The sequence below is a fragment of the Streptomyces lienomycini genome (assembly GCF_027947595.1).
In the GTDB taxonomy this organism is placed as follows: domain Bacteria; phylum Actinomycetota; class Actinomycetes; order Streptomycetales; family Streptomycetaceae; genus Streptomyces; species Streptomyces lienomycini.
The window spans coordinates 7,797,324-7,813,171 of the sequence record NZ_CP116257.1; the positions used below are offsets into that span (position 1 = coordinate 7,797,324).

General features: G+C 71.2%; 11 protein-coding genes. 4 read left to right on the forward strand and 7 right to left on the reverse strand.

All coding sequences use genetic code 11. The features are described from left to right. Window positions 1–101: 101 nt before the first annotated feature. The 5 genes from BJ961_RS35640 to hisC form a co-directional block, all read right to left on the reverse strand. Complete coding sequence (locus BJ961_RS35640) at window positions 102–1,784, reverse strand: GAF domain-containing sensor histidine kinase (protein WP_271416872.1); 1,683 nt, start codon at window positions 1,782–1,784, stop codon at window positions 102–104. A gap of 91 nt (window positions 1,785–1,875) precedes the next feature. Next, window positions 1,876–5,385: a thiol reductant ABC exporter subunit CydD gene (gene cydD / locus BJ961_RS35645; RefSeq protein ID WP_271416873.1), complete on the reverse strand. Its 3,510-nt coding sequence runs from the start codon at window positions 5,383–5,385 to the stop codon at window positions 1,876–1,878. A gap of 68 nt (window positions 5,386–5,453) precedes the next feature. After that, complete coding sequence (gene cydB / locus BJ961_RS35650; RefSeq protein WP_271416874.1) at window positions 5,454–6,458, reverse strand: cytochrome d ubiquinol oxidase subunit II; 1,005 nt, start codon at window positions 6,456–6,458, stop codon at window positions 5,454–5,456. Between the two features lie 20 nt (window positions 6,459–6,478). Beyond that, the gene (locus BJ961_RS35655) at window positions 6,479–7,984 is read right to left on the reverse strand and encodes a cytochrome ubiquinol oxidase subunit I (RefSeq protein WP_271416875.1); all 1,506 of its coding nucleotides are present in this window, start codon (window positions 7,982–7,984) and stop codon (window positions 6,479–6,481) included. A gap of 292 nt (window positions 7,985–8,276) precedes the next feature. Beyond that, window positions 8,277–9,356, reverse strand: coding sequence for a histidinol-phosphate transaminase (gene hisC / locus BJ961_RS35660; protein ID WP_271416876.1), 1,080 nt, complete (start codon window positions 9,354–9,356; stop codon window positions 8,277–8,279). Window positions 9,357–9,758: 402 nt separating this feature from the next. Between hisC and BJ961_RS35665 the strand changes: the two genes are divergently transcribed. The 3 genes from BJ961_RS35665 (at window position 9,759) to BJ961_RS35675 (ending at window position 13,439) form a co-directional block, all read left to right on the forward strand. Further along, complete coding sequence (locus BJ961_RS35665) at window positions 9,759–10,871, forward strand: LacI family DNA-binding transcriptional regulator (protein ID WP_271416877.1); 1,113 nt, start codon at window positions 9,759–9,761, stop codon at window positions 10,869–10,871. Window positions 10,872–11,278: 407 nt separating this feature from the next. Further along, window positions 11,279–12,385 carry a Ser/Thr/Tyr protein phosphatase SppA gene (gene sppA, locus BJ961_RS35670; RefSeq protein ID WP_271416878.1) on the forward strand — a complete coding sequence of 369 codons (1,107 nt, stop codon included), beginning with the start codon at window positions 11,279–11,281 and terminating at the stop codon, window positions 12,383–12,385. Window positions 12,386–12,566: 181 nt separating this feature from the next. Next, window positions 12,567–13,439 (forward strand): hypothetical protein, encoded by an 873-nt coding sequence (locus BJ961_RS35675; RefSeq protein ID WP_271416879.1) that lies wholly within the window; start codon window positions 12,567–12,569, stop codon window positions 13,437–13,439. 24 nt (window positions 13,440–13,463) lie between these two features. Here the strand turns inward: BJ961_RS35675 and BJ961_RS35680 are convergent, their stop codons facing one another. Together BJ961_RS35680 and BJ961_RS35685 are read right to left on the reverse strand one after the other, a co-directional pair. Continuing rightward, a complete protein-coding gene (locus tag BJ961_RS35680) occupies window positions 13,464–14,930 on the reverse strand; it encodes a VWA domain-containing protein (protein WP_271416880.1) in 1,467 nt (488 codons plus the stop codon). After that, window positions 14,927–15,355 (reverse strand): winged helix-turn-helix transcriptional regulator, encoded by a 429-nt coding sequence (locus BJ961_RS35685; protein ID WP_271416881.1) that lies wholly within the window; start codon window positions 15,353–15,355, stop codon window positions 14,927–14,929. Before BJ961_RS35685 ends, BJ961_RS35680 begins: the two co-directional genes overlap by 4 nt. Between BJ961_RS35685 and BJ961_RS35690 the strand changes: the two genes are divergently transcribed. Next, complete coding sequence (locus tag BJ961_RS35690) at window positions 15,347–15,835, forward strand: YybH family protein (protein WP_271416882.1); 489 nt, start codon at window positions 15,347–15,349, stop codon at window positions 15,833–15,835. The genes BJ961_RS35685 and BJ961_RS35690 overlap by 9 nt on opposite strands. Window positions 15,836–15,848 lie beyond the last annotated feature (13 nt).

The window sequence follows — 15,848 nt, forward strand, 5'->3', positions numbered from 1 at the left end:
CGAGGCCCCGGGTCTCGTTCAGGTCGTACGTGCGGGGTACCCATTGCTCCACACGGCTCAGCGCGACTGCTGCACACGAGTGGACACGGTGTCGGCAGCGCTCAGTACGGCGCCTCCCACAGCACGGTCGTGCCGCCGTCCTCCGCTCCGATGCCCGGCCCCAGCCGGCTGGCGCCGCCGACGCTCTCGGCCCGCCGCTCCAGATTGCGCAGACCGCTGCGCCGACCGCCCTCGGGGACACCGACACCGTCGTCCGCGACGGTCAGACGTACCCCCGGCCGGCCGTCCGGCAGGGTCGCCGTCGCGTCCACGACCACCTCGATCCGGGTGGCGCGGGCGTGCCGGAAGGCGTTTGACAGGGTCTCACGCAGCGCGGCGACGAGGTTCTTGCCGGTCAGGTCGCCGACGGCGGCGTCGACCGGGCCGACGAAGCGGTACGCGGGTGTGAAACCCAGTGGTACGGCGGCCATGGTGATCTCCCGCAGTACACGGGTGCGCAGTCCCGCGGGTTCCTCCGCCGGCTGCTGGAGCGCGAAGATCGCCGAGCGGATCTCCTGGATGGTGACGTCGAGTTCGTCGACGGCCCCACCGATCCCGTCGCGCACCTCGGGCACGGCCGCCCCGCGCTGGGCGCTCTCCAGCATCATCCCCGTGGCGAACAACCGCTGGATGACGAGGTCGTGCAGGTCACGGGCGATGCGGTCCCGGTCCTCGTACACGGCGAGCCGTTCCCGGTCGCGCTGCGTGTCGGCCATCATCAGCGCCAGCGCGGCCTGGGCGGCGAACCGGTCGCCGAGCTCACGCTCCGTCCGGGTGAACGGACGGTCTCCCCGGGCGCGGGGCATGACGAGGCCCCCGAGGACCTTCCCGTCCCGGCACAGCGGCAACAGCATGATCGGCCCGTAGTCGCGCGCCGGTCCGGCGGACAGACGGGGGTCGGTGGCGGCGTCGTCCACGAAGACGGGACGCCCGGCGAGGAGTTCGGCGACGATGCCGTTCTCCGGCGGAATGACCACGCCGAGAGCGCCGGTGCGGTGGGGCGCGTCGACCGCCACGATCTCCAGGCCGCCCCCGTCGGCCGGCAGCAGCACGATTCCGGCGGCCGCTCCGGAGACCCGACGGGCCTGCTCGGCGACGGTCTGGAGGGCGTCGTCGGTGTCTCCGCCGGCCAGCAGGGCAGTGGTGACGGCGACCGATCCGTCGATCCAGCGCTCCCGCTGCTGGGCTGCCTCGTACAGGCGGGCGTTGCCGATGGCGATACCGGCCTCCGTGGCCAGCACCCGGACCATGGCGAGGTCGTAGTCGTTGAAGGGCTCGCCCGCGTGCTTGTCCGTCAGGTAGAGATTGCCGAAGATGGCGCCCTGCACACGGATGGAGACCCCCAGGAAGCTGCGCATCGGCGGGTGGTGCGCGGGAAGGCCGCTCGGGCGGGGGCCCTCGGCCGGATCGGTCGGCCGTCCCGGCTCGCGATCACGGATGAGCGCCTCGAGCAGGCCCCTGCGGCCGTCCGGGAGGTCGCCGACGCGCCGGACGGTCGCGTCGTCGAGGCCGTGATGGACGAAGTCGACGAGGCCGTCACCGTCCTCGTCGAAGACGCCGATGGCCGCGTACCGGGCGTGAGCCAGCTGCGCGGCGGTCTCGCAGATCCGGTTCAGCGTGGAGTGCAGCTCCAGTCCGCTGCCGACGGACCGCATGGCGTCCAGCAGCTTCGGCACCCGCGCCAGAAGCTCGGCCGAGGCCGCCTCGCGGGGCGGCTGCGGACCGGAGGGCGGTGCTGGAGGCATGACCCGAGCGTAATGAGACCCTTTCGTCCAGGAAAGTCATGAATCGGGAATTCCGGGGGAATCTCGCGGAAGCGCGCGCCGGATCGGCCGGTCACCGCGCTCCCACCAGCGATTCCGCCGCCGCTTCCCGTCCGGCCATCTCCCGCAGCTGCCCCGGTACGGCCACCAGTTCCGCGTACGCGCCCCGCTGCACGACCCGGCCCCGGTCCAGCACGACCACCTCGTCCACAGCTCGCAGACCAGCCAGCCGGTGCGTGATCAGCAGGATCGTACGGCCCTCGGTGGCGGCCAGCAGATCGGCGGTGAGCGCGTCGGCGGTGGGCAGGTCGAGGTGCTCGGCGGGCTCGTCCAGCACCAGGACGGGGAAGTCGGCGAGCAGCGCCCGGGCCAGGGCGAGCCGCTGGCGCTGACCGCCGGACAGTCGTGCCCCGTGCTCACCGACCAGCGTGTCCAGACCGGCGGGCAGGCCGTCGGCCCACTCCAGCAGCCTGGCCCGCGCCAACGCGTCGCGCAGTTCGCCCTCGGTGGCGTCCTTCCTGGCCAGGAGCAGGTTCTCGCGCACCGAGCTGTCGAAGAGATGCGCGTCCTGGGCACACAGCCCGACGAGCCGCCGTACGTCGTCGCCGGCGAGGGCATGGGCGTCCACACCGGCCAGCGTGTAGGACCCCGCGTCCGGGTCGAGGAAGCGCAGCAACACCTGGGCCAGGGTCGTCTTGCCGGAGCCGGACGGTCCGACGACGGCGATGCGGCGCCCCCGCTCCAGTGTCAGGTCCAGCTCCGCCAGCGCCTCCCGGTCCTGCCCGGCGTGCCGCGCGGCCAGCCCCTTGAGGACCACCGGGAACGGCGAGGCGGGCGCCTGCCGGGGCGGCTTCGGCTCCCGCACGGGCTCCGGGGCGTCGAGCACCTCGTACACGCGCTCGGCGCTCCGGCGCACCCGTTGCCGGTACTGCACGGCGAGCGGCAGCCCGAGTACGGCCTCGAACGCGGCCAGCGGGGTGAGGACGACGACGGCCACGGCCACACCGGCGAGTCGACCGTCGGCGACCGCCTGGGCCCCGACCAGGGCGGCGCCCGCGACCGTCAGGCCGGAGACGAGCGCGGTGAGCCCGTCCCCCAGCGCGGTGGCGGTGGCGGCACGCGAGGCGATCTTGGTGAGCGTGCCGTCGGCCCGCCGCGCCTCGGCGGCCCGCGCGGGCAGCGCACCGGCGACGGTCAGCTCGGCCGTGCCGGTGAGCAGATCCGTCACCCGGGTGGCGAGCACGCCCCGGGCGGGGGCGAGCCGGTGCTCGGCCCGTCGTGCGACCGCTGCGGTGACCAGCGGAACACCGGCACCGGCGACCAGCAGACCGACCGCGAGCACCGCGCCGGCCTCCGGCAGCAGCCAGGCCGTGAAGCCCACCGACGCGGCGGAGACGACCACCGCGTTGCCGGCGGGCAGCAGCCAACGAAGCCAGTAGTCCTGCAAGGCGTCGACGTCGGCGACGAGCCGGGAGAGCAGGTCGCCGCGGCGGCTGCGGCGCAACCCCGCGGGAGCCAGCCGCTCCAGTCTCCGGTACACGGCGACCCTCGTGTCGGCCAGCATCCGCAGCACGGCGTCGTGCGACACCAGCCGCTCCGCGTAGCGGAACACGGCCCGTCCGATGCCGAAGGCGCGCGTCGCCGTCACCGCCACCATCAGGTACAGCACCGGCGGCTGCTGGGAGGCTCGCGAGATGAGGTATCCGGAGGTGGCCATCAGGCCGACGGCGCTGCCGAGCGCCAGGCTGCCGAGCAGAAGCGCGAGCCCCAGCCGCCCCCGCCGGGCGCCGGACATGGCACGGACCCGGGGCAGCACGCCTCGCCGGGCATCCGCCGCGGGTCCGGACGGCTCCGCCGCGGCGAAGGGTTCCGGAACAAGGGCGGCCGGGGCCGCCTCGGCGGTCCGGGCGCTCGGCAGTCCGGCGGTGCCGACTGATGCGGCGACGGGCGTCGGCTCGTCCAGACGCACCACCCGGTCGGCCACTTCCAGCAGCGCCGGACGGTGCACCACCAGCAGTACCGTCCGGCCCTTCGCGAGCCTGCGCACGGCCGCCACGACCTCGGCCTCCGTGGCCCCGTCCAGGGCCGCCGTCGGCTCGTCGAGCAGCAGCACCGGCCGGTCGGCGAGAAACGCCCGGGCGAGTGCGAGCCGCTGCCGCTGCCCCGCGGAGAGGCCGGTCCCGTCCTCTCCGAGCACGGTCGCCGTGCCCTCGGGCAGTACGTCCACGAACTCCAGGGCGCCCGCGTCCCGCAGCGCCCTCCGTACGGCCGCGTCATCGGCGTGGGGACTGGCCAGCCGTACGTTCTCCGCGATCGTGCCGGCGTACAGGTGCGGGTGCTGCGGTACCCAGGCGACATGGGCGTGCCACTGCGCCGGGTCCAGCGAGGAGAGGTCGGCCGACCCGACCCGGACGCGTCCGCCGGCCGGGGGTACGAAGCCGAGGAGGGTGTGGAGCAGCGTCGACTTGCCCGCTCCGCTCGGGCCGACGAGGGCGACCGTCTCCCCGGACTCGACCGTGAAGCTCACGTCCGTGACGGCGTCCGTGGCGCGTCCGGGGTAGCGGACCGTCACGCCCTCGAAGGCCAGGGCCCCGTCCGCCGGGACCGGGTCGGTCCCGGACGCCGGTACGGGACGCTCCAGCACCGAGAAGATGTCCTCGGCGGCGGCGAGGCCCTCGGCGGCCGCGTGGTACTGCGCTCCCACCTGCCGCAGGGGCAGATACGCCTCCGGCGCCAGGACGAGGACCACCAGACCGTCGTACAGCGCCATGTCACCGTGGACGAGACGCATGCCGATGGTGACGGCGACGAGCGCCACGGACAGCGTGGCGAGCAGTTCCAGCGCGAAGGACGACAGGAAGGCGATCCGCAGGGTCCTCATGGTCGCCTGTCGGTACTCGCCGGTGATGCGCTTGATCGACTCGGCCTGCGCCTTGGCCCGGCCGAAGACCTTCAGCGTCGGCAGCCCCGCGACCACGTCCAGGAAATGTCCGGACAGCCGGGACAGCAACCGCCACTGCCGGTCCATCCGGGACTGGGTGGCCCAGCCGATCAGCATCATGAAGATCGGGATGAGGGGCAGGGTGCCGACGATGATGGCAGCCGATACCCAGTCCTCGGTGACGACACGGGCCAGTACCGCCACGGGCACGACCACCGCGAGGCCCAACTGCGGCAGGTAGCGCGAGAAGTAGTCGTCGAGGGCGTCGATTCCCCGGGTGGCCAGAGCGACCAGCGACCCGGTGCGCTGCCCAGTCAGCCAGCCGGGTCCGAGCGCGGTGGCACGCTCCAGCAGCCGGCCCCGCAGCTCGGACTTCACCGCCGCGCTCGCCCGGTGTGCGGCCAGCTCGGTGAGCCAGCCCACCAGCGCGCGTCCACAGGCAACGGCCACCAGCAACAGGAGGGGCGTGCGGAGCCCTGCGGCGGTCGTGTCGTGCTGGAACGCTCCGACGACCACCTCGGCGATCAGCATCGCCTGGGCGACGAGCAGTCCTGCCCCGACGGCGCCCAGGGCGACCACGGCTGCCAGGAAGAACCTGGTGGCGCGGGCGTACCGCAGAAGACGTGGATCGATGGGTTTCACGTGAAACAGGCCTCCTTGCCGAGGGGGTGCGTTTCCCTGCGTTTCACGTGAAACGCACCCCCTCGGACTCAGTGCGCGGCGTCGGCGAGGTGCTGGGTGCCGATGCGCTTGCGGAACACCCAGTACGTCCAGCCCTGGTAGAGCAGGACGACGGGCGTGGCGATCACGGCCAGCCAGGTCATGATCTTCAGCGTGTAGGCACTGGACGAGGCGTTGGTGACGGTGAGGCTCCAGTCCGCGTTCAGCGTGGAGGGCATGACGTTCGGGAAGAGCGTCAGGAACAGCATCGCCACGGCGGCCACGATGGTGACGCCGGACAGGGCGAACGACCAGCCCTCACGCCCGGCCTGGTTGGCCATCAGCGCGGCGACGAGAGCGGCGACGGCCACCACGAGGGCGACCAGGCTCTTGGCGTCCCCACTGTGGGCCTGCGTCCAGACCAGGAAGGCCAGGGCCAGCACGGCCGTGACCAGCCCGACCCGCAGCGCCAGCTTCCGCGCCCGCTCACGGATCTCACCGACGGTCTTGAGCGCCGTGAACACCGTCCCGTGGAAGGTGAACAGTGTCAGCGTCACCAGGCCGCCGAGGAGGGCGTACGGGTTGAGCAGGTCCCAGACGGAACCGACGTACTCCAGATCCCGGTCGATCTCCACGCCGTGGACGATGTTGCCGAAGGCCACGCCCCAGAGGAACGCGGGGATCAGCGAGGTCCAGAAGATCGCCGTCTCCCAGTTGCGCTGCCACTTCTCCTCGGGCCGCTTCACCCGGTACTCGAAGGCGACGCCCCGGACGATCAGACAGACCAGGATGACCAGCAGGGGAAGGTAGAACCCGGAGAAGAGCGTGGCGTACCACTCCGGGAAGGCGGCGAAGGTGGCGCCGCCGGCCGTGAGCAGCCACACCTCGTTGCCGTCCCACACGGGGCCGATGGTGTTGATCAGCACCCGCTTCTCGGCCCGGTCCCGGGCGAGCAGCTTGGTGAGTACACCCACCCCGAAGTCGAAGCCCTCCAGGAAGAAGTAGCCGGTCCACAGGACGGCGATCAGAACGAACCAGACGTCGTGCAGTTCCATGACTGTGCAGCTCCCTCGGCCTAGTACGAGAAGGCCATCGGCTTGTCGGCGTCACGGAGATCGCCGCCGATCTTCGTGGGCGGATTGAGGTCGTCCTCGGTCAGCTCGGGCGGACCCGCCTTGACGTACTTCGCCAGGAGCTTGACCTCGATGACGGCCAGGACGGCGTACAGCAGCGTGAAGACGGACATCGAGATGATGACCTCGGCGGTGGAGACGCCGGGGGAGACCGCGTCCCGGGTCTGCATCACGCCGTAGACCACCCAGGGCTGCCGGCCCATCTCCGTGAAGATCCAGCCCCAGGAGTTGGCGATCAACGGGAACGCCATCGTCCACAGCGCCAGCAGCCAGTACATCCGGGAGAGCTTCGCCCCGAGCGGCTTCTTCAGCAGCACCAGGTGCGGGACCTCGTCCTCTCCGGTGCGCAGGGCCGGTGGCAGCAGGAACCGCTTCCGCGTCAGCCACAGGCCCAGCAGACCGAGGGAGAAGGACGCCATGCCGAAGCCGATCATCCAGCGGAAGCCCCAGTAGGCGACGGGGACGATGGGCTTGTAGTCACCGGGCCCGAACTGCTCCTGGAGGGCCTTGTTGGTGTCGTTGATGCCGGGCACGTAGGACTCGAAGTCGCTGTGTGCGAGGAAGGACAGCAGGCCGGGGATCTCCAGCGCGACCTTGTTGTGCCCCTCGTCGACGTCTCCGTACGCGAAGACGGAGAAGGGTGCCGGCTCCTCGCCGTCCCAGAGGGCCTCGGCGGCTGCCATCTTCATCGGCTGCTGCTCGTACATGACCTTGCCGAGGGTGTCGCCGCTGACCGCGGTGAGCAGGCCGCCGACCGCCAGGGTCACCAGTCCGAGCCGGAGCGAGGTCCGCATCACCGGGATGTGCTTCTTGCGCATCAGGTGGAAGGCGGCGATGCCGACCATGAAGGCGCCGCCCGTGAGGAAGGCCGCGGAGAAGCTGTGGAAGACCTGGTTGAGGGTGGTGTTCTGGGTGAGGACCTGCCAGAAGTCGGTGAGTTCGGCGCGGCCCTTCTCCTCGTTGATCCGGTAGCCGACGGGGTGCTGCATCCAGGAGTTGGCGGCGAGGATGAAGTACGCCGACAGCAGGGTGCCGATCGAGACCATCCAGATGCAGGCCAGGTGGATCTTCTTGGGGAGCTTGTCCCAGCCGAAGATCCACAGGCCGATGAAGGTGGACTCGAAGAAGAAGGCGATCAGCGCCTCGAAGGCGAGGGGGGCACCGAAGACATCACCGACGAAGCGGGAGTAGTCGGACCAGTTCATGCCGAACTGGAACTCCTGCACGATGCCGGTGACGACACCCATCGCGATGTTGATCAGGAAGAGCTTGCCCCAGAACTTGGTCGCCCTGAGGTACTTCTCCTTCTCCGTGCGGACCCAGGCGGTCTGCAGTCCGGCCGTGAGGGCGGCCAGCGAGATCGTCAGCGGGACGAACAGGAAGTGGTAGACGGTCGTGATGCCGAACTGCCATCGCGCCAGCGTCTCCGGCGCCAGAGCCAGATCCACGTCGTCACTCTCCTCACATCGCCACACCACCGTCGTCAGCGGCAGTTTGAGCGCGTCTGTCACACCCAATGCGGGCGCAATCGGGACACGCTTGTGAACGCGTTCACATTCACAAGCAATTATGACCTACTGCTTTTCGACACCGGAAGGGGGGTCCCCTGTGACGTCAACCCCTTGGCGGGGACCTGCACACGTGGTCGACCGGGTGCTCCGGCCCCGCGCGCCGCGGGCATGACGAACCCGCGGGGCGGCACCTGCCGCCCCGCGGGTCGTTCTTCTCAGGCAGTGAGGTCTACAGCTCCTTGCGGAACTCTTCCGACACCTTCAGGAAGATGTCGTTCGCCTCGCTCTCGCCGACCGTCACCCGCACCCCCTCGCCCGCGAAGGGCCGGACGACGACGCCGGCCTGCTCGCACGCGTTCGCGAACGCGACCGTGTGCTCCCCCAGCCGCAGCCAGACGAAGTTGGCCTGCGTGTCCGGCACCGTCCAGCCCTGGGCGCGCAACGCGTCGACCACGCGCGTGCGCTCGCACACGAGCGAGCCGACCCGGCCGATCAGCTCGTCCTCGGCACGCAGCGAGGCGATCGCCGCCTCCTGCGCAATCTGGCTGACCCCGAACGGCACCGCGGTCTTGCGCAGCGCCGCGGCCACCGGCTCGTGCGCGATCGCGAACCCCACCCGCAGTCCCGCCAGGCCGTAGGCCTTGGAGAAGGTGCGCAGGACGCAGACGTTGGGCCGCTGACGGTAGAACTCGACGCCGTCCGGGACCTCGGCGTCGCGGATGAACTCGCGGTAGGCCTCGTCCAGGACCACCAGCACATCGGTCGGCACCCGGTCGAGGAACCGTTCCAGCTCGGCCCGGCGCACCACCGTTCCCGTCGGGTTGTTGGGGTTGCAGACGAAGATCAGCCGGGTCCGGTCGGTGATCGCGTCCGCCATCGCGTCCAGGTCGTGCACGTCCCCGGGCGTCAGCGGCACCTGTACGGAGGTCGCGCCGCTGATCTGCGTGATGATCGGGTATGCCTCGAAGGAGCGCCAGGCGTAGATCACCTCGTCGCCGGGGCCCGAGGTCGCCTGGATCAGCTGCTGGGCCACACCGACCGACCCGGTGCCGGTGGCCAGGTGGGAGAGGGGCACGCCGAAGCGGTCCGACAACTCGGCCATCAGCGAAGCGCAGGACATGTCCGGGTACCGGTTGAACGAGGCGGCGGCGGACGTCACCGTCTCCATCACGCCCGGCAGGGGCGGATAGGGGTTCTCGTTGGAGGACAGCTTGTAGGCCACCGGGCCGTCGGCCGCGGCGGGCTTGCCCGGCTTGTAGGTGGGAATCCCCTCCAGCTCGGCGCGCAGCTTGGGGCTCTTCTCGCTCACCGCAGTCCTCCTCGTGACTCACCACCGGCATTCAATACTTCTCACCTTATGAGGATTGGCCTCTGCTGCGTATAGGTGGGACCAGACCTCGTCCGTCACACCGGCAACAGGGGCATCAGTGCACGAAGGCGCACGATTCGGGGGGCGCGCTGCACATATATCTATGCGCCGGTGGCTCGCGCCGTGGCGCGCATCCCTCGTGCAGGTGAGTTGAGACCTCTTCGCAACATCGGCCACTTGGCAGGCCCTCGCTGGTCGACACGTCAGGTATCGGCATGGTCAGCCCCAACTGCCTGACATTCCATGGCTGTTCCCTGTTAATGATCATGCAGAAACGTGACTGTCAACGCGTGCATATGCGTCCGCCCTACCCCACCCCATGAGCCCTACTATCGGCTCGCCATGACAGCAGCAGGGAAGCACCAGGTGAGCCGCGCGGAAACCTCACGTCGAGGCAGCCGGCCGGGCCGGGCGGGTATCAGGGACGTGGCCGCCGCCGCCGGAGTATCCATCACTACCGTCTCCGACGCCCTCAACGGCAAGGGCCGACTCCCGGACGCCACCCGGCGCCATGTGCGCGAGGTGGCCGACCGACTGGGCTACCGGCCCTCGGCCGCCGCCCGCACGCTCCGCACCGGCAAGTCCGGACTGATCGGCCTGACCGTGACGACGTACGGGGATGAACCTTTCACCTTCACCGAGTTCGCGTACTTCGCCGAGATGGCGCGCGCCGCCACGTCCGCCGCGCTCGCACGCGGCTACGCCCTCGTCATCCTCCCGGCGACCTCCCGTCACGACGTGTGGTCCAACGTCGCGCTCGACGGCACGGTCGTCATCGACCCCTCGGACCACGATCCGGTCGTCAGCGAGTTGGTACGCCAGGGCTTACCCGTCGTCTCCGACGGCCGCCCCGCCGGTTCGCTCCCCGTCACCGCCTGGGTCGACAACGACCACGAGGCCGCCGTACTCGGCATCCTCGACCACCTCGCCGACGCGGGCGCCCGCAGGATCGGCCTGCTCACCGGCACCACCACCGACACGTACACCCGTCTGTCGACCACGGCCTACCTGCGCTGGTGCGAGCGCGTCGGCCAGGATCCGGTCTACGAGGCCTATCCCGCGCACGACCCGTGCGCCGGCGCGGTCGCCGCCGACCGGCTGCTCGCCCGCCCCGACCGGCCCGACGCCGTCTACGGCCTGTTCGACCCGAACGGCACCGACCTGCTCGCCGCCGCCCGCCGTTACGGGCTGCGCGTCCCCGAGGACCTGCTGCTGGTCTGCTGCAGCGAGTCCACCGTGTACGCGAGCACCGAGCCGCCGATCACCACCCTGTCGCTGAAGCCGCGCCGCATCGGCACCGCCGTGATCCAGGTCCTCATCGACGCGATCGAGGGGCTCCACACCGACCGGCCGGTCGAGCAGGTCATACCGACCGAACTGATCGTGCGTACGTCGTCGCAGCGCCGCCCGCCGCGTACGACGGTCAGCCCGCCGCGGTCTCCCGAGGGCACCTAGGGACTTGGCCGACGCGCCCCCGGAAACGCGCGACGTGTACGCGGGGGCGAGGGCGAGCACGCCGGGGGCGCGCGCCCCCGGCGCGAACGGAGAGCTCGGAAGGCCGACGAGGACCGCATCCGTACGTCCGGGGGCGATCCGGAGCCCGGTCGGCGTGCGCCGAGCCGTGGCCCGAGCACGTTTGGGGTGCGGCGCAAGCCCATTCGAGGTGCGGCCGGTGCGCTTCGGGCCACAGTCGCGGACGGGTCAAGACGGGTCCAACCGGGGCGAAAGCCGCGGCGAACCGGAGTCCTGTTCTGATTCACCACCCCTGGGTCATCACACAGCGCGATCCGCATTCCTATGATGGGCCCACACACCGCGGGCCGCTGCGACCAGGCAGTCCGAAGCGGTGCAGATGCGGCGCGATGGTGGAGGGGTCGATGACTCAGGGGGCCGGTCAGGGACCCGAGGTGGAACGGACGGCGACGGTGCGCGACTTCCGGGTGCCCGCGTACGTCCACGAGACCGCTCCGTACGCCGACCCCGGCACGCACGCCAGCGAGGCCGCGCCACCCTCCGAGGAGGGGTACGAGGAAGCCCTTCCGGAGGGGTACACGCCCACCCAGCGGGATCTGCCGGTCATCCGTCGGGGTGACACGGTCCAGGTCCCCGTCGCCCCCGAGCCGGTCGCGGTGCAGCAGCCGGCCACGGGCCAGGGCCCCCTGTTCGTCGTCGGCGACGTGCACGGCTACCTCGACGAACTGCTGGCCGCCCTGCGCGAGAAGGGCCTCCTCGACGACGCCGGCCAGTGGTGCGCCGGCACGTCCCGCCTGTGGTTCCTCGGCGACTTCACCGACCGGGGCCCGGACGGCATCGGCGTCATCGACCTGGTGATGCGGTTGTCCGCGGAGGCCGCCGCGGCCGGCGGCTACTGCAAGGCGCTGATGGGCAACCACGAACTGCTGCTGCTCGGCGCCAAGCGGTTCGGCGACACGCCCGTCAACTCCGGCGCGGGCACCGCCACCTTCCAGGCCGCCTGGCTGCTGAACGGCGGCCAGAAGACCGACATGGACCGCCTCCAGGACCACCACCTGCAGTGGATGGCCCGCCTCGACGCCATGGAGGAGGTCGACGACCACCTCCTGGTCCACTCGGACGCCACCACCTACCTCGACTACGGCCGCTCCATCGAAGAGGTCAACGACACCGTCCGCGAGACACTCACGCGCAACGACGCGGAGGAGGTGTGGGACCTGTTCCGCAAGTTCACCAAGCGCTTCTCCTTCCGCGACGAGGGCGGCGCCGACGCCGTGCGCTCGCTGCTGGACACCTACGGCGGCACCCGGATCGTCCACGGTCACAGCCCCATCCCCTACCTGCTGGGCGAAGTGGGCTCCGAGGACGGCGAGGACGACACCCGCACCGCGGTCGAGGGACCGCACGTCTACGCGGACGGCCTGGCCATCGCGATGGACGGCGGCGTGACCATGGCCGGAAAACTACTGGTGGAACAACTCCCGCTCGACGTCTGACCGTTCGCGGAGCAGGATTCCCGGGGCGTTGTCCGTACGGACCGGCACCCAATTTCTGGAAACCCCCTGTCACCACCCACCGTCACCGCTCTACCATCGGCTTATCCGTAGCAGGCTCCCCTCCGTTTCTGCCCGACGGCTCGTTGGCATGCGAGCCCCAAGCCCTACGGAGCATCGGGGGATGCACATGAACAGCGTTCCGCAGCACCTGTCGAACGAGGACCGTCAAGAGTACGAGCGGGTCCTCGACGAGGCGCTGCGCTCCGCACCACACCGACCGGAACTGGCCGCTGTCGGACAGCGGCTCACCTCCGAACAACTGCGCACGATGGCACTCAACGCCACCGCCCTCATCACGGCGGCGGCCACGACCGAGTACCAGCACTACGTGAAGGTCCGCGAGGAACTGCGTCACCCGGCGCCCTCCGGTCCGTCATCCGCCACGCGCGAGTCCGGCTCCGAGGAGGAGCGGGGCACGGGCGCGGTGGGGCTCGCCGCCACCGTGGGCGAGATGGCCGAGGCGACCGGCGCGGGTGCCGTCGCCGTCGTCGCCGTCCTGGCGCCGGTCCTGGCCGGCACCGCAGCGGCGATCTTCCTCCTCGTCGGGTACGTCCTGAAGATGCTCGACCCGGAGCAGGCCTTCGCGCGGACCATGCTCACCACCGGATGGGTCTTCGGCGCCGTGACCGTGGTGGCGATCCTCGTCGCGGCGGTGGGGCTGCTGCTCACCGCACTGCGCAACCGGCCCACCGCGGAGTCCGGCTTCTACGGCGCGCTCGACGAGGAAGTGGCCCGCGCCAGGGACGCCTGGCACGACGCCCTGCTGGAGCGCGGCATCCTGCCCTTCCTCCGGGATGCGCTCACCGACCCGGGCACGGCGGCACTGCACCGCGCGGGACCGGCGGCCCCGAGCAGCCGTATGCCGCATCTCGGCTACGGCCGCCCCGGGTTCACCAGCCCCGACGGTGGCCCCGACGCGGGCCCGCGCCCGAGCTACTCCAGGCCGGACTACAGCAGTCCGGACTTCGGCGGCCCGGATCACCGGCCCGAGTAGCCACCGGCACGGGCGGGCAGCGCGTCAGAGGATGCCCGCCCGGCCGGCGGCAGTGGTCCAGGACGGGAACTCGGACAGCAGGCGGTCGTACAGTTCCGGGTCCGGTACGGTGCCGATGTCGTCGACGGCGAAGAAGCCCACGTTGTCGACGCGGCGGTCCGGCAGGGTGTCGAAACGCTCGAGCACCCCGTAGTCGGAGCGCCCGAGCCCCACGAACTGCCAGAAGACGGGTTCCTCCACGGCTTCCCGCAGCTCCCGCTCGATCTCGGCGTTGCGGTGGACGCCGCCGTCGGAGAAGAACAGCACCAGAGTCGGAACCGGCGCCGGGTTGCCCCGGACGAAGGCGCGGACCTCGGCGATCACCTTCTGCTCCTCGTTCTGGATGCCGACTGCCCTCATGTCGACCTGCTCGGGGTGCAGGCCCTTCTTCCTGCCCCGCCGGAACAGGCTGATCTCCCCCACGCGTACGTGCAGCCGCAGCCACTCGGGCAGCTCGCCGAGGCTCAGGTCGGGCAGACGCGCCGGGTTGGAGGCGAAGGTCCATGCCTGCATCTCCCCGTCGTCGTCCAACTGCGCGGCGACGGCGGCCATCCGCTCCACGACGTCCGCGACGACGCCCTTGGAGTAGAGGAAGGACATGGACCCCGAAGCATCCAGTACGAGGATGACGCGGGCCGTGGCGCCGGCCGCCCCGTGCTTGCTCAGGCTCACCGCGACCTGCTGCTTGCGCAGGGACAGCCGCTTGCGCATGTCCACGGGGAGACGGTCCTCGCCCTTGGTGAGGCGGGGGCCGGGGGCGGGCGGCGACATCGACGGCACGGGCGGCACCGTTGCCGTCGGCGGCGGTGGGGGCGTGGAGGCCGTCGACGACCGCGGTGCCGTCGGCGGGGCGGTGTCCCGGTCGGCAGCCTGGTCGGCGGCCCGGTGGGCAGCCGCCGCCAGGGGAGCGTCGTCCACGGTGATGCCGAAGTCGGTGGCCAGCCCCGCGAGTCCCGAGGCGTACCCCTGCCCGACCGCGCGGAACTTCCACTTCCCCTGGCGTCGGTACAGCTCGCCGCCGACCAGCGCGGTCTCCGTCCCGGCCGTCATGTCGAACCGGGCCAGCTCGGTGCCGGTCCCGGCGTCCAGCAGGCGCAGTGACAGCCCTGGGACCCGGCCGAACGCCCCGCCGTCCGCCGACGCGCACAGGGCGATGCGTTCGACGACGGGCTCCACCGAACGCAGATCGACCTCTACGGCGCCGGTCGTGACCCCCGCGTCGGCGCCGGAGCCGACCCGCTTGCCGAGGTGCCGCACCGCGCCGGACGGGTGGCGGGGCTGGTTGTAGAAGACGAGGTCACCGTCGTCGCGTACCCGACCGGCAGCGGTGAGCAGCAGCGCCGAGGCGTCGACCTCGGGAACACCCGGCCCGGCGGACCACGCGAGTTCGACCCGCACCGCGGGGGAGTCGACGGCGAGGTTGGCGCCCTTGCTCAGGGAGGTGGCTGTCATGCCTCCAGTCTGCCGGGAGAGCGCTCGTCGCGGGTCTCCGAGGCGGTGGTCAGACGCAGCAGTTCCTCGCCGGTCGCGTACAACTCGACCAGCAGGACGCGCAGGGCCTCGCCCGCCCGCGTCAGCTCGTACCGCGTACGCACCGGGAAGCCCCGGCGCCGTTCCACCGCGACCAGCCCCCGTTCCCGCAGGGTGCGGAGCCGCTCGCTGAGCACCTTCGCCGACAGGTCGGGGAACAGGGTCCTCAGTTCGGTGAAGCCGCGTGGGCCTCCCATCAGCTCGCGCAGCAGCAGGGTCGTCCATCGTCCGGAGACCGCCGCCAGGGCGACCTCCACCGGGCAGCCGGCTTCCGGGCGCCACGTGCGGCCGCGGGGCTCCGGCGCCAACTCCTCGTCCCAGACGTGCGTTTCCGTTTGGTGACCCATGTCGCCGGGCTGTTCGCTTGCCACATGACGCATTCCTCCAGTGTGCCTCTGGCGCGTGACGCGGCCGATCATCCGCAGGTGTTCGCACAGGCCTTCAACACCTTCGATCCCTCTGTTCTGGACCAGGTCTACGAGCCCGACGCCGGTTTCGTGCCGACCCCGGGACACCTGGTCACCGGGGCGGGCCGACCCCGGGCCAATGACGCCTTCCTCCGACTGCGCGTGCCGATCCGGGTGTCGCCGCGTCACACCTATGTCGTCGGCGACCTGGCACTGCTGATCGTCGACTTCGTCATCGAGGGGCTCGCGGCGCAGGGCCACCCCGTCCGCGTCGAGGGCACCGCGACGGACGTGGCCCGCCGGGGCCCGGACGGATTCTGGCGCTATGTGATCGACAACCCGTTCGGAGTGGCACCGCCTCCGGAACCAGCGCCCGGCCCCGGCACGGAAGGAGCAGCGCGACCCGCGCCTCGCACATGAGGCGCGAGCCGTC